Source organism: Rubrivirga litoralis, assembly GCF_031846415.1.
GTDB classification, from domain to species: Bacteria; Bacteroidota; Rhodothermia; order Rhodothermales; family Rubricoccaceae; genus Rubrivirga; species Rubrivirga litoralis.
Genome location: NZ_JAVRHT010000009.1, coordinates 68,722 through 83,240 on the forward strand (window position 1 = coordinate 68,722; position 14,519 = coordinate 83,240).

Consider the following 14,519-nt stretch of genomic DNA (forward strand, 5'->3'; position numbering starts at 1 on the left):
GCCTCTCTGCGTTGGGACGCGCGGTGTGGGCTCGGCGTCGTCTCGCTCCTGGAATCCAGCTAGGGCCGGAGCCGGCTCGGCAGCTTGTTCTTGAAGTAAAAGATGTTCTTTTCAACCGTCGCAGGGTGCATCACCGAGTACAGCTTCTTCCTAACGCCGCTCTCGACGAAGTCGAGCGTCGGATCCAGTTCCAGAGCCCTCTCGGCCTTTTCCTTGGCCGACGATGGGTTGCCTCGAATCGTGTCGCGGACCACGCTCTTCCACAACGATCTAATCCAGGCGTCTTGGACAGGGGGCGGGTACTCACCGTCGAACAGCCGGAGGACTTCGTCCCACCAGTCTCTGGTGTACTCATTCCCCCTCGACTTGGAATTCGTGATCCTGTGCGGGCTCGCGTGGTCGCGGTTCAAAACGCCCACCTCGGGCACGAACTTGAACCGGACGCCGTCCACGACCATCCGCATGTGCAGATCGTACTCCTGCCCCCCGTCGAGCCGGGTGTCGAACCCCCCGACCCGCTCCAACAAGCGGCGCGCGTGGAGCGGCCGAGACGTCTGGATGTTGCGTTCCAGCAACCACGCCAGCCTCTCCCCGAGATTCTCAGACCCAACCCGCCCCTCGGGGTCCGTTGAGGGCGGCCGCCCCGCCAGGGGGCGGAGGGCAGCGTCGCACCGGACGGCCATCCCGAAAGGGACCACGTCGTCGGGCTCCCCCTCTAGGGCGGCAAACTGGGCGGCTACGGCGCCCGGCAGAAGCACGTCGTCGGCGTCCAGGAACTTGATGTAGTCCCCGTTCGACTCTTCGAGGGCGGCGTTGCGTGCAGCGCACGCTCCTTTGTTCTCCTGCTCGATGACCCTCACCCCCCGCTCCTCAAACGAGCGGGCGACCTCAACCGACCCGTCCTCCGACCCATCGTCGACGACGACGACCTCCACGTTGGGGTACGTCTGCCCCGCCGCCGACGCGATGGACTCCGCGAGCCACCGCTCAGCGTTGTACGCGGGCATCAGGATCGAGACGAGCGGCGGAGCGGACACGAACTGTTTGAGGAGGACCTGAGGGAGACCGCCCCGCCCGCGTTGTGGGCGGGGCGGGGCGGGTCAGGGCAGCGCTTAGGACTGCGCAGGCGCGGCCGCCGTCTGAGCGGCGCCGTCGCCGCCGGCGGGGAGGCGGCCTTCGGCGTCGAGCTTGGCGCGGAGCTGGTCCTCGATCCAGGCGTAGGTCCGACCCACGCCCTCCTCGAGCGGGATCTCGGGCTCCCACCCGAGCACCTCGCGGAGCTTCGAGTTGTCCGAGTTCCGGCCGCGGACGCCCATCGGGCCGTCAACGTGCTCGTGGACGACGTCAACGCCGGCGGCGTCGGCGGCGATGTCGCACAGCTCGTTGATCGTCACCATCCGGTCACGGCCCAGGTTGAGGGGCTCGCGGTAGTCCGACATCATGAGCCGGTAGACGCCCTCGACGCAGTCGTCGACGTGCATGAACGAGCGCGTCTGCTCGCCGTCGCCCCAGATCTCAACCGTCGGCGTGCCGCCCGGCTCGCCCTCCTTGCCGCCGAGGAGCTTGGCGTAGGCCGTCTTCCGCATCATGGCCGCCGGCGCCTTTTCGCGGCCGCCCTCCCACGTCCCGAGCTCGCCGTAGACGTTGTGGAACCGGACGGTCCGAGTCTCCATGTCGTAGTCGCCCGTGTAGTAGTGGCAGAGGAGCTCGGTGAACAGCTTTTCCCAGCCGTAGGCGTCTTGCGGGGCCGCCGGGTAGGCGTCGTCCTCCTTCAGCGCGGCCGCGTCGGCCGTCGTCTGGAGGTGCTCCGGGTAGACGCACGCGCTCGACGTGTAGAAGTAGCGCTGGACCCCATTCTGGCGGGCGGCCTCCAACGTGTGCGTGTTGATGAGGACGTTGTTGTGGAGGATGAGGCTGTGGTTGGCCGAGATGAAGCCCATCCCGCCCATGTCCGCCGCGAGCGCGTAGACGTGGGCGATCGGCGTGCCCGCCATCTCGCCGGTCTGGGCGGGGCGGCACGCCTGGAGGCAGTTGTCCCACCGCCGGAGGTCGAGGAGCTCGAACTCGTCGGCCCGCGTCTCGGCGAACTCCGGCCGCTTCACGTCGACGCCGCGGACCCAGTAGCCCTTGTCCTTGAGGTAGTTGACGAGGTGGTGACCGATAAAGCCGCCGGCGCCGGTCACGAGGACGGGCGTCTGCGAGGGCGTGTGGTCGCTGGCGTAGGACATGGGTGTAGAGTTGGCGGGTCGGTTAAACAGAGACGGGAGTCGGGATCTGGGCGCGGAGCGCCTCGGCCCAGGCGTCGCAAAGGATGGGCCGGTCGTAGTGCTTCAGGAAAACCTCGCGGGCGCGCTCGCCCGTCGCGCGGCGTTCGGCGGGCTCGTCGGCGAGCGTGCGGAGGGCGGCCTCCAGGCGGTCCGCCCCGCCCCGCCCGCCGTCGGCGGCGGGGTCGACGACGACGCCGACGCCGGCCTCGCGGATGGTCCGGGCCGGCTCCGAGCGCTCCGGCCCGACCATGACAACGGGCCGGCCGGCGGCGAGGATGCCGTAGAGCTTGCCAGGGACAGCGATTCCCGCCATCGCCTCGCGGAGCGTCAGGAGGTGCACGTCGCCGACGGAGAGGGACTCGGCTAACTGCTCGCGGGGGAAGTAGTTCGCGTAGCGGAAGTTGCGGAGCCCGTGTGATTGGGCGAACGCCTCAATCTCGGCCTTACGCGGGCCGCCGCCGACGAAGAGGAAGAAGACGCGGTCGTCGTCCTTCATCCGGCGCATCGTCTCCAGCACTTCATCGAAGCGGTGGGCGAGCCCGGCGTTGCCCGAGTACATCACCACGAACTGGTCGTCGCGGAGCCCGAGCTCGCGGCGGAGCGGGTTGTCCGCGGGCGCGACCGGGTACACCTCGTCGCCGTCGCTCCACACCTCGATCGTCGTCAGCCGCTCGGGCCGCACGCCCTTCGCCTCGATCCGCTCCTTCATGCGGAACCCGAGGTCGATGACCAGGTCGGCCCCGCGGTAGCCCGCGTCGTTGAGCGCGTGGAGGCCCCGGGCCGCCGCCCCGCCCTCGTCCAGCATGCCGAGCGCGACCTCGGCGTCGGGGTGGAGGTCCATCGACCAGATGGCGTAGCGCTGGCCCCGCGCCCGCTTCGCCAGTGAGGCCGCGAACGAGAGCAGGGGCGGGGTGGTGAGCGACACGACGAGGTCCACGCGCGGGCCAGTCAGCAGGCGAGCCAGGACCTGGGCGTAGAACGCGCCGTAGTCGACGATCCGGCCGAGGTGGCGGGCGCGCCCGAACGAGGTCGTCCGCAGGCGCGTGATCTCGACGCCGTTGTGAACCTCGTGGGCGGGCGCGTCGAGCTGCCCCTTGTACCCGCTCTGCCCGCACAGCACGCCCACGTCGAAGCCCGCGCGCACGAGGTGCTCGGCGAGGTCCGTCAGGTGCTGGCCCGTCGACGCGACGTCGGGCCAGTAGTGCTGGTTGACAAAGAGGATCGAGGGCCGGCGAGCCATCGCGAGCGGGGCGGTCAGGCGGGCGGGGTGGGAGTACCGCCCCGCCCGCGTGCGGAGGAGGACGGGCGGCTTAGGACGCGAGCGCGTCGCCGCCCCGCCCGACCCCGGCCTCGTCGCCCACGGCCACCGGCGGCACATGCGGGCGGCCGATCGAGTGGTACGTGAAGCCGGCATCGGCCATGTCCTGCGGGTCGAACACGTTGCGGCCGTCGAAGACGAGCGGGGCGTCGCCGGTCATCGAGCGGCGGACGCGCGTGAGGTCGGGGCGCCGGAACTCGGGCCACTCCGTCGCGACGACGAGCGCGTCGGCGCCATCGGCCGCCTCGTAGGCGCTCTCGGCGTACGCGAGGGCGCCGTCGCCGGAGAGCGGCTCGCGCTCGAACGTGGCCTTCGTGGTCTCGACGGCCTCGGGGTCGAACGCGACCACGTCGGCCCCGAGCGCCGTCAGCTCGCGGATGAGCACGTGGGCCGGCGCCTCGCGGACGTCGTCGGTGTGCGGCTTGAAGGCGAGCCCCCACATTCCGATCGTCTTCCCGTCGAGGCGGCCGTCGTCGGACAGCGCCTCCACAATTCGGGGGATGAGCGACTTCCGCTGCTCGTCGTTCACGCGGAGCACGGCGTCGAGGATCTCGAAGCTGTAGCCCTCCTCGCGGGCCGTCCGGTGCAGGGCCTGGACGTCCTTGGGGAAGCACGAGCCGCCGAACCCGATGCCGGCGTACAAGAACTTCGGCCCGATCCGGCTGTCGGTCCCGATCCCGCGCCGGACCTCGTCGACGTCGGCGCCGACCCGCTCGCAGAGGTTGGCGATCTCGTTCATGAACGTGATCTTGGCCGCGAGCAGCGAGTTGGCCGCGTACTTCGTCATCTCGGCCGACTCCTCGTCCATGAGGAGGATCGGGTTGCCCTGGCGGACGAACGGCTCGTAGAGCCGGGTCATGACCTCGCCGGCCTTCTCCGACGACGTCCCGACGACGACGCGCTCGGGCTTCATGAAGTCGTCGACGGCCACGCCCTCGCGCAAGAACTCGGGGTTCGAGACCACGTCGAAGTGCTCACCGGCCGTCAGCCCGTGGGCCTCGACGGCGTCGGTCACGCGCCGCGACGTGCCAACGGGCACCGTGCTCTTGTCGACGAGCACCTTGTAGCCCCAGTCGGGGTTGGCGGCGAGCAGGCCGCCGATGTCGTCGGCCACGCCGAGCACGTACTGGAGGTCGGCCGAGCCGTCCTCGGCGGGCGGGGTGGGGAGCGCGAGGAACACGACCTCGGCCTCTTCGAGGGCCTCAGCGAGACTGGTCGTAAAGCGGAGCCGGTCCTCGCGGCGTCCGCGGTCGAAGTAGACCTCAAGGCCGGGCTCGTAGATCGTCAGCCGCCCGTCGCGGAGGCTGTCGACTTTGCCCGCGTCGATGTCGACGCAGGTGACCTGGTTGCCCATCTCGGCAAAGCAGGTGCCCGAGACGAGCCCGACGTATCCAGTTCCGACGACGGCGATGTTCATAATCCTAAGAGAGAGGCGGAGGCGGTGACGTGAGCCTCCAGGAGAGCAAGTAGGGGGCCAGTCCTCATTCTACATGCGAGGCCATCGGCGCCGGGGTAGTTTTCTGTGACGATTCGCCGCCCTGTCCCGCTTCGGGATTTGCCCGGTGCCCGGCTGAGACATCGAGCTCGCAGGCCAGACCTCCGCCCCGCCCGCTACCCCTCCTCCCCGCTCGCGTCCGAGGGCGGGGCGGCGTGCCGGCCCCACCGCTCGGCCTCGCGGCGGTCGGCCGGCACGCCGCACTGGCCTGTCTGGTAGCACTCGGCCACGATGCCGGCGGCCTCGGAGTCGCCCGCCTCGGCCAGGTCGCGGAGGGACGTAAGAGCCGCCTCGTGCTCGCCCCGCTCCAGCGCCTCGACGGCCTTGACCCGCTGGACCTCGACGTAGCCGCCGACGAGGCCGTCGAGGTAGCGGCCCGCGCCCTCGGTGCCGCGCTCGACCGTCTCGGGGTCGGCGAGGAGCATGGACATGGCCCCGACGAGGGCGGCGGTGACGAGGGCAAAGCGCATGGCAAAGGCGGGTGTTTATAGGGTGATCGAGCGCTCGCCTCGCTTTCTAAACACACCGCCGAGACGTCACAAGAGCGGAACGCGTCCGGGGCCTATCGGCCGCAGGTACGGCCGGTGGCGGCCCGCTTGTTGCGGGACAGTGGCCGGCTCGCCACACGGGACCGGCTTCCCCGCCCCCCGCCCCTCCGACGCTTGCCTTCCCTCCCCCGCCCCGCCCCACTCCACGCCGCTCACCGTGCACTGGGACAGACAGCCCGCTTTCTAATCACGACGCCGGAGGCCGGCGTCGAGGCCGCCCTGGACGTGCTCGGACGCGCCCTCGGCGCCCGTGCGGTCTCCTTTACCCCCGCCCCGGGGGGCGGGGTGGACGCGCTCCGGCCGCCGGCAACGTGGACCGCCCCGCCCGACACGGCGACAGGCACCGCCACGACGCCATTCGACGTGTCCGTCCTCACGGACGGCCTGCTAGCCGGGCGGCTCCGCGTCGAGGTCGACGCCGGCGACGTGCCCGCCGAAGCGTACCGCGACGCGCTCGCGCCCCTGGCCGACGTGCTCGGGGCGCACCTGGAGCGGCGGGGCGGCGAGGCGGCAGATGGAGCAGGGTGGCGGGTGCTCGACGTCCACCCCGCCCCGACGGTCGTCCTCGTCGGCGGGCACGTCACGTACGCCAACCGCGCCGCCGCGCTCCTCTTCGGCGTCGCCGGCGGCGACGCCCTCCGGGGCCGCGCGCTCAGCGACCTCCAGGCCGCCGGCGAGGGGAACGCCGCGGCGCTCGACCCCGCGGCGGGGTCCGAGGGCGGGGCCGTCGTCGTGTTCCACGACGACATCGAGTGGACGGGGGCGGGGCGGGCCGTGGCCGGCGCGCTCGAAGAGCAGCGGGAGCGGATCGGCCGCGACCTCCACGACAGCATCGGCCCGCTCTTGACCGCCGTGCGGATGCTGAGCGAGGGGATTGCCGCCCCGCCCCGCCCCGACCCGAGCGAGGACGCCGAGACGGCCGGGCGCATCGCGGTCTACGCGGCTGAGGCGCTGGACCGCGTGCGCGACGTGGGCCTCGGGCTCGCCCCGCCCCCGTTCGACGCGGGCGGGGTGGCCGGCGCGCTCGCCGACCTCGCCGCGCACGTCGACGCGCTGGGGCCGGCCCGGTGCGTGTTCCGCCGCGACGGCGACGCCGACGTGGACGATCCGGCCGTCGCGCTCCAGGTTTACCGGGTGGTCCAGGAGGCGACGACGAACGCGCTCCGCCACGCCCACGCCGAGACCGTCCGCATCCGCCTGGGCCGCGACGGCGGAGACCTCGTGGTCGAGGTCGTGGACGACGGCGTCGGGTTCGACGCCGACGCCCCGCGGTCGCGGTCGCTGGGCCTGGAGAACATGGCGTGGCGCGCGCGCAGCGTCGGCGCGTCGCTGACCGTCGAGGGACGCCCCGGGGCCGGGACGGAGGTCCGCCTGGTGCTCCCGCTCGCCGCGGGCGGGGCGGCCGGCGGGGCGCGTGACGGCGGCGGCGGGTGAGCGGAATTGCACTGCATCTGGCACAGTCATTGGTAGTCTTTCCTCCTCTCCCCGATCGTCCTCCCGCCCATGCCCCTCGAGACCCCCCGCACCCTGTCCGTCATCGTGGTCGACGACCACCCGGCCGTCCGGGACGCCGTCGGCCACGCCGTCGGCGGCCAGTCCGACATGGCGCTCGTGGGCGGGGCGGGATCGGCCGCCGAGGCGTTCGAGCTGGCCCGGAGCGCGCGGCCCGACGTGGCCGTCGTCGACATCTCGCTCGGCGACGCCCACGGCCTCGACCTCGTGCAGACGCTCCGGGCCGAGCGGCCAGGGTTGGCCGTCGTCGTGTTCTCGATGTACGACGAGGCCGTCTACGCCGAGCGCGCGCTCCGGGCCGGGGCCATGGCCTACGTCCGCAAGACGGAGCCGACTTCGGCCGTCCTCGACGCGGTCCGTTCGGCGGCCGCCGGCGACATCTACCTCGCCCGCCGGGCGGCCTCGCGCATCCTCGCCCGCGTGGCGCTCGGGGGCTCGTCGTCGTCGTCTGCCGTCGGCGGCGACGGCGCCGCGTCGTCGGCCCAGCTCGACGAGCTCACCGACCGCGAGATGGCCGTGTTCCAGCTGCTCGGGCAGGGCCGCGGCCCCGACGACATCGCCGACCACCTCAACCTGTCGCGGAAGACGGTCGAGACGTATCGGCGGCGGGCCAAGGAGAAGCTCGGGTTCGAGTCGGTCACCGAGCTGCTCCAGTTCGCCATCCGCTGGACCTACGCCCAGGCGGGCGGGGCGGGCCGCTACTCGCCCGAGTAGACCAGCTCGGCCGACACCGCGCGGTGGTCCGAAAGGCCGGGCGGCCCGACGGAGGCGGCGCGCACGCTCCACCCCGCCCCCACGAGGACGCCGTCGATCGGGGCGACGGGGACGGAGTCGGGGCGCGTCGCCGCCCACGGCCGGCGCCCGAGCACCTCGCGCGTGTGCCGCGCGAGCCGGGCGCGGCTCCACTGGTCCGCGGTCGCGTTGAAGTCGCCGGCCACGACCACGGGGAGCGGGTCGGCCTCGATCAGCGCCGCGAGGCGCTCGGCCTCCTCCCCCTGGACCGCGAAAAACTCCCGGAGCCGGCCCGGCGTCTCGGCCCACACGGCCGGGTTCACCATCCGCCGGAATGACCACTCGGCTGCCGGGTTGAACGGGCGGAGGTGGACGTTGTAGAGCGCGACGCGGCGGCCGCGCCACGAGACTTCGGCTCGGGCGTACACGCTGGGCTCGGTGTTGGGCGGCCCCAGCTCGCCGGCCTCGTGGGCGAGCACGGGGAGCCGGGTCAGGAACACCTGCCGGTTGGCCGGCCCCCGCTCCCGCGCGACGAGCGTGTCAACGCCGCCGCCCACCCGGTACGCCCCCGACGAGAGGATCGCCTCGATGGTCGGGTGGTAGATCCGCAGGCGCTGCCCGTCCACGACGATCGACCGCGCGTCGGCCTCCTGGAGGAACACGACGTCGGGCTCCGTGCGCTGGACGTAGTCGGCCACGCGGTAAGCGGCCTCCGACGACGTCCGCCCGACGTTGAGCGTCATCACGCGGAGGCCCTCCGCCCCGCCCGGCGCCGGGGGCGGGGCGGGGTGGCGCACCCACACGGCCGCGGCCGCGGCCGCAAGCGCGACGGCCCCGACGCCCCAGACCGGCCGCCGCGACCGGACGGCGACCGCGCCGGCGGCCACGGCCGAGAGCCCGAGCGCCGGCCCGAGCGCAGGCAGCAGGAGCGCCGCCACCTGGGGCACCCACCCGCCCGCCGGGCGGACCCACCGGGCCGAGGCGCCCACGGCGGCGAGCGCGGCGAGCGCGGCCGCCCCGCCCACGCCCAGCCGCCCCGCCCACCGGCGGCGGAGCGCGCGGCGGCGCTGGGCCGTGATCCGCCGGTCCCGGCGGAGGTGCGCCCAGTCGGCCGGCCCCCAGCCCGAGCGGCCGGAGCGGGACCGGGACTCGGAGCGGGAGCGGGACCCAGAGCGGGACCGGCGGCGGCGCGGCTCGTGCTCGCTCATGGGGCGGGGCGGTAGCGCCAGAGCGTGTTCTCGGCCTCCGCCCCGCTCTCGGCGAGGTAGAACGCGCCGTCCGCGTGCTCGACGGCCACGAACGGGCGGTCGAACCGGGCCACCTCGCGCACCGTCTCGCCGTCGCGCGTCTCGTACAGCGCCGACGTCCCCGCGCCGATGTCGGAGCCGAGCAGGTAGACCACCCCGCCCACGCGGACGAGGTCGCGCGCGCGTTCGGGGACCGCGAGCTCCTTCATGTGTCCGCGTTCGAGGGCGGTCCCGGCGTAGAACCGGCCGCTCGCGACGACGAGGTGGTCCCCCAGTTCGACGACCGCGTCGATCTGGCTCCCCGAGCCGGGGAACACGTCGTCGCGCTCGGCCAAGACGACGGCGAAAGGCTGGTCTCGGTCACCCGTGTAGCGGATGAGGTACGGCCGCGGCTTCTGCTCCGGGTACCCCGGCACGTCGCGGGGCTGGAACGAGGTCGCGTAGAGCGCGCCCTGGAACGGGAAGAAGGTGTACCGCCGGAGCGGGTTGACGTCCTCGGCCGGCGGCTCGTACCCGTACTGCACGAACGTCTCGCCGCCGTCGTAGCTGACGGAGACGTCGGGAAAGTGGGGCGCCCCGTTCTGGACCAACACGAGCGTGTCGCCCGTGGCCGGGTCGGCCCACTCGAACGTGTGCCGGCTGTGGTTTTCCGTCGGGTCCGCCACGCGCTCCGTCCACGTCCCGTCGCGCTCGCGGCGGATCATGAGGACGGCGGGACGCCCGATCGCGTCGTCGGCCGAGGCGTAGAGCCGCCCCGACGGCCCGACCTCCAGGCTGTAGATCCCCTCCTGGTGCAGCACGGCGTCGTCGACGCCCCACGCCTCGACCTCGACGTCGTAGTACACCGGCCGGTTCGGGACGCCCGAGTTGGTCGACCCGTGCGCTAGGTAGACCCGCCCGTCCACGACGGCCAGGTCGTGGACCGGGCCTTTCCCGTCCAACTCGCCGCGGGGGTAGACGTCCGGGAACGGATTCCCGAGCCCGGTCAGCGTGGGGGCGGGGCGGGGCGGGGCGGCGTCCAGAGCGGCGGGGGGACCGGCGAGCACGAACGCCCCGCCGGCGAGCAGGAGGGCGAAGAGGAGGAGCGGGCGCATGGTCGGCGGGGGGAGCGGGAGGCCGTGAGCCCGGCGCCGCCAAGCTAACCCGGACGCCTGGCGGGGTGGACCCGGGGCGCCCCGGTCTCAGGCGGTGTCGCCCTCGACCGAGACCAGCGGCTCCACCACGCGGCGGAGCCCGACGTAGGCGAGGTACTGGAGCTGGCCGCGCACGCCGTCCGGGGCGAGGAGCGTAAACCGGATCCGGTCCCTCCCCTCCATCACGGGCTCCGCGTGGGCCAGCGGCAGCCGGCGCAGCACGCGGTCGGCGAGCTGCGCGGCACGGGCGTCGGCGCGGGCGGCGGCCATGACACGTGCGGGGTACTCCGCGCCGACGGCGTCCGTCGACACGAGCACGGCCATGTGGAGCGCGCGGAGGCAGCGCGTCTGGCGCGCCCGCTCTTCGAGGGCCGCCCAGTCGGGTACGAACCGGGCGGTCTCGGCCAGGTCGGTCGCAAGGCGCAGCCGGTTCCACTGATCCTTGAGCGCGTTGACGGCCAGAGCCAGGTACAGGTCGTCCCAGGCAAACGTCGGGACGGTCTCGCCCGCGAGGTGGAGCATCCGGGACCGGCGGTACAAGGCGTCGAACGGGCCGTGGTAGGGGTACCCCACGGGGACCAGCCGCGTGTGCAGGTCGACGGTCGAGATGAGGGGGCCAGCCGTGCGGCCGAACGTGTACTCGCCGTTGACCCGGAGGTACCCCGCCCGCTGGAACGGCGAGCGCGGCCGCGTCTGGAACCCGAGCTCGCCCAGCAGCCGCGCGGCAACGTCGAAGTCCGCGGGGTCGATCAGCAGGTCGTTGTCGACGAACGGACGGCGGGCCGTCCCGCCGTACGCCTCGGCCAAGGCCGGCCCCTTGAACGTGAGGAACCGGACGCCCGCCCCGTCGAAGCTCCGGGCGATCCGGGCCATCTCGGCGTTCAGGAACAGCACGCTCATCGCCCGCCGCCTCACGTAGCTGTGAAGCTCGTCCTGCACGTTCTGGGGCGCCCACGGCTGGAGGTGGGCGTACAGCAGCGGGAGCACCCGGTGGTGGGCCGCCACGAGGAGCACGTCCCGCCACGAGTCCACACGCTCGCCGGCCGCCTGGAGGTCAGCGGCGCGGTCGGCGGAAAGGTCCGCGCGGCTGGCGAGGCGGACCACCTCGTAGGCGGAGGGGTCGAGAGTAGAGAGGGGCATAAGGAAAGCGAGTGGGAACGGCCCGACCGACGGCGTGAGCAGACTAACGGCCGGCCGAGGAGCGCGACGCGGAATTTCGCAGATCTCTCCCGAGGGGGCACACATGGAATCCGCCGACCACCCCGCCCCCGGTTCGCGGGGCGGGCGGGGTGGCGGGCGGTCTCACGCGTTCGGCCCCGGGGGCGGGGCGAGCTCACGGGCCGGGGCGCCGTCGCCTCGCCCCTCGAACCCGGCCTGGCGCGTCTGGGTCGCCCACGACTCCGCGTAGCGCCCGCGCTGCTCGACGAGCTCGTCGTGGGTCCCCGACTCGACGATCTGGCCCCCGTTCATCACGTGGATGATGTCGGCGCGCATGGCCGTTGTAAAGCGGTGCGTGATGATGAGGGCCGTCCGGTCGCCGGCGACGTGGTCGAAGCGGTCGAGCCACTCGTTCTCCGCCCACGAGTCCATAAAGCTCGTGGGCTCGTCGAGGATGACGAGCGGGCTCTCGCGGTAGAAGGCGCGCGCGAGCGCGACCCGCTGCCACTCGCCGCCCGAGAGCTCCACCCCGCCCTCGAACCACCGCCCGAGCAGCGTCTCCTCCCCCTTCGGCAGGCGGTCGACGAGCGCGTCGGCGCCGGCGCCCACGACGGCCTCGCGGAACCGGGGCGACTCGGGGTCGACGTCGGGGTCGCCCAGGCGCACGTTCTGCTCGGCCGTCATCTGGTACCGCATGGGGAACTGGAAAAGGACGGCCGTCCGCCGGCGGACGTCGGCGAGTGCGAACTCGCGGAGGTCCGTCCCGTCGACGGTCACGCGGCCCTGGTCCGGGTCGTAGAACCGGCACAGGAGCTTGATGAACGTGCTCTTGCCCGCCCCGTTTTCGCCCACGATCGCGACCGTCTTGCCGGCCGGGATCTCAAGCGAGAAACCCTCCAGCGCGTTCCGGGTCGTGCCCGGGTAGGAGAACGTGACGTCCTCGAAGCGGACGCCCTCCGTAAGCTGGGCCGGGAACGGCTTGGGGCCGGGCGGGTCGACGACGCGGGGCTCAAGGTCGAGAAAGTCGAACAGGTGGCGCAGGAACAGCGAGTTGGCGTAAACCGCGCCCGCGCTCGTGAGCGCCGTCCCGGTCACGGTCTGGGCCTGCGTGAACGCCTGGTAGAACGCGGCCAGGTCGCCCAGCGTGGCGTCGCCCGCGAACGCCTGCCACACGACCCAGCCCATGACGACGCCGGTCACGAGGAGCGAGACCACGGCGGCCCCGAACCGCCCGAGCGCCTGGTTGCGCACGAGCACGAGGCGCTCCGAGCGGAGCCGCTCGCGGAGCGCCCGGTAGCCGCGAATGAGCGGGCCGTCGAGCCGGTTCATCCGCACCTCGGCGGCCGACTGCATCGTCGTCAGCAGGATGCCGTAGTACTGCGCGCGGCGCCGGCGCGGGGTGGCGCCGGTCCACCACGTGTGCTGCTGGCGGTTGTAGTACAGCACGACGGCGAGGACGGGGACCGCGCTGACGATGAGCGCGAGCGGGATCCACAGGCCGTACCCGATGAGGATGACGCCGATCGAAAACAGCGTCACGCTCGTCTGGAGCAGCGAGCCCCCGTTCTGGATCAGCTGGAGCACGCGCGTCGTCCCCTGGCTCTGCGCCTGCTCCATGAGGTCGTGGTACTCGGGCGCCTCGTAGAACTCGAAGTCGACCGTCGACGCCTTCTGCTGGACCAGGTTCGTCACGTAGTCCTCGACGTACTCGGACTGGGCGACCGACACCCACTGGATCACCCCGCCCAGCACGCGCTGGAGCAGGAAGACGCCGCCCATGAGCAGCGTCGGGACGGCCACGACCTCGACGGTGTCCCACGACCGGCCCATCCCGACGGCCATGTTCATGGCGTCGATGACCCACTTCGTGAGCGCGACGAGCGCGGCGGGGAGCACGCCCTGCACGGCGAGGAGCGCCAGCCACAGGACGGTCCAGAGCGGGGCGGCACTCCACAGCAGGTCGACCGTCGCGCGCGCGCGCACGGCCCACGCCCGGACGTTTTCGCGGGACAGGTCGGGCTTCCTCATGACGTCGGGCGGGGCGGGGTGGGGCGGGCCTCGAGCGGGCCGACGCCGGCATCGGCCTCGACGGCGGCCATGACCTCGCCGAGCGCCTCGAACGAGTGCCGCCGCTGGAGCAGCCGGGGCCGGACGGTCCGAACAAAGTCAGAACACTGCTGGAGGTGCTGGGTCAGGAGCGCCGGCGTGTTCGTGTGGATGAGCGTCCGCGCCCGCGTGTGTGCGATAAGCTGGACGACGGCGTTCTGGGCCGGGACGTCCACGATCGCCGTCTGCTCCCGGAAGCCGGGCTCCAGGAAGTACGCCGCGGCGACCGGAATGGGATCGTCGGCCATCTCGACGTTGGAGCGGGCCAGCTTCGGCCCGTTCCGCGAGATCGGCGTCAGGCCGTCCCCGCCCGGGGCCAAGAACATGGCCGCGTCGTCGCGGAGCCGGATCTGGGGGTAGGACGGGACCACCTCGGGCCGCTGACCAGGCCGGGTCGTAAACGCGGCCACGTCGTCGGTGAGGAGCGCGTAGCCCCGCTGGTGGAACGCCTCGGCGAGCGTCGATTTGCCCCACCCCGACTCGCCGATGACGCAGACCGCCCCGCCCCGCCCGGCGACGGCGCAAGCGTGGAGCACGAGGTGGCCCCGCTGGCGGAGCAGCGTCGCGAAGATTTCGCCGAGCAGGCGCGCCCGGATCGCCTCCTCGTCGGCCTCGCGGAGCTCCTCGACAACGATCCGACGGCCGCCCGTGAGCTCGAACCGGGCGACGTCCTCGAACTGGCCGGCGATGCGGTCGCCGCCCCCGCTCGCGTCCCACCGGACCGTGCCGTACACGAGCTCGACGTCGGGGGGGCCAGTCGGTTCGACCTCGACGAGCTCGGGGAAAGGGAATTCAGAGTCGAGCGTGAGCCCGTAGGCGGTGTAAGTCGGCACAGGAGAGGCTACAGACGAAGGTGAAGGTCCCGCTGCGGTGCCGGACCTCTACAATCATACCGAAAGCGGGCAGGGAATGCTCAGCCGCCGCAAGTGCCCCCCGGCTGAGACCGGACGTGGCGCAGGCGCTGAGCTCCCCCCGCTCGTCTCGACCTGAAACGTCGAGTCGA

General features: G+C 72.7%; 12 protein-coding genes. 2 read left to right on the forward strand and 10 right to left on the reverse strand.

Going from position 1 to position 14,519, the window contains the following annotated elements:
* Window positions 1-59: 59 nt before the first annotated feature.
* From RM540_RS05560 to RM540_RS05580, 5 genes are all read right to left on the reverse strand, one after another.
* Window positions 60-1,037, reverse strand: a complete 978-nt coding sequence (locus RM540_RS05560) for a glycosyltransferase family 2 protein (protein ID WP_311662555.1) — start codon at window positions 1,035-1,037, stop codon at window positions 60-62.
* A 75-nt stretch (window positions 1,038-1,112) separates the two neighbouring features.
* Entirely contained in the window at window positions 1,113-2,228 is a 1,116-nt protein-coding gene (locus RM540_RS05565) for an NAD-dependent epimerase/dehydratase family protein (RefSeq protein WP_311662556.1), read from the reverse strand.
* A gap of 22 nt (window positions 2,229-2,250) precedes the next feature.
* Window positions 2,251-3,645 carry a glycosyltransferase family 4 protein gene (locus RM540_RS05570; RefSeq protein ID WP_311662557.1) on the reverse strand — a complete coding sequence of 465 codons (1,395 nt, stop codon included), beginning with the start codon at window positions 3,643-3,645 and terminating at the stop codon, window positions 2,251-2,253.
* Window positions 3,578-5,002, reverse strand: coding sequence for a UDP-glucose dehydrogenase family protein (locus RM540_RS05575; RefSeq protein ID WP_311662558.1), 1,425 nt, complete (start codon window positions 5,000-5,002; stop codon window positions 3,578-3,580). The genes RM540_RS05570 and RM540_RS05575 overlap by 68 nt, the downstream gene beginning before the upstream one ends.
* 194 nt (window positions 5,003-5,196) lie before the next feature.
* A complete protein-coding gene (locus tag RM540_RS05580) occupies window positions 5,197-5,550 on the reverse strand; it encodes a hypothetical protein (RefSeq protein WP_311662559.1) in 354 nt (117 codons plus the stop codon).
* A 192-nt stretch (window positions 5,551-5,742) separates the two neighbouring features.
* Between RM540_RS05580 and RM540_RS05585 the strand changes: the two genes are divergently transcribed.
* Together RM540_RS05585 and RM540_RS05590 are read left to right on the forward strand one after the other, a co-directional pair.
* A complete protein-coding gene (locus RM540_RS05585; protein WP_311662560.1) occupies window positions 5,743-7,062 on the forward strand; it encodes a sensor histidine kinase in 1,320 nt (439 codons plus the stop codon).
* 69 nt (window positions 7,063-7,131) lie between these two features.
* Window positions 7,132-7,854, forward strand: coding sequence for a response regulator transcription factor (locus tag RM540_RS05590; RefSeq protein ID WP_311662561.1), 723 nt, complete (start codon window positions 7,132-7,134; stop codon window positions 7,852-7,854).
* Here the strand turns inward: RM540_RS05590 and RM540_RS05595 are convergent.
* The 5 genes from RM540_RS05595 to RM540_RS05615 form a co-directional block, all read right to left on the reverse strand.
* Complete coding sequence (locus tag RM540_RS05595; RefSeq protein WP_311662562.1) at window positions 7,839-9,080, reverse strand: endonuclease/exonuclease/phosphatase family protein; 1,242 nt, start codon at window positions 9,078-9,080, stop codon at window positions 7,839-7,841. The genes RM540_RS05590 and RM540_RS05595 overlap by 16 nt on opposite strands.
* On the reverse strand, window positions 9,077-10,213 hold the full coding sequence (locus tag RM540_RS05600) for a hypothetical protein (RefSeq protein ID WP_311662563.1): 1,137 nt from the start codon (window positions 10,211-10,213) through the stop codon (window positions 9,077-9,079). Before RM540_RS05600 ends, RM540_RS05595 begins: the two co-directional genes overlap by 4 nt.
* Before the next feature lie 87 nt (window positions 10,214-10,300).
* Entirely contained in the window at window positions 10,301-11,392 is a 1,092-nt protein-coding gene (locus RM540_RS05605) for a nucleotidyltransferase domain-containing protein (RefSeq protein WP_311662564.1), read from the reverse strand.
* Window positions 11,393-11,554: 162 nt separating this feature from the next.
* A complete protein-coding gene (locus RM540_RS05610) occupies window positions 11,555-13,438 on the reverse strand; it encodes an ABC transporter ATP-binding protein (RefSeq protein WP_311662565.1) in 1,884 nt (627 codons plus the stop codon).
* The gene (locus RM540_RS05615) at window positions 13,435-14,349 is read right to left on the reverse strand and encodes a hypothetical protein (protein ID WP_311662566.1); all 915 of its coding nucleotides are present in this window, start codon (window positions 14,347-14,349) and stop codon (window positions 13,435-13,437) included. Before RM540_RS05615 ends, RM540_RS05610 begins: the two co-directional genes overlap by 4 nt.
* Between the last annotated feature and the right edge of the window lie 170 nt (window positions 14,350-14,519).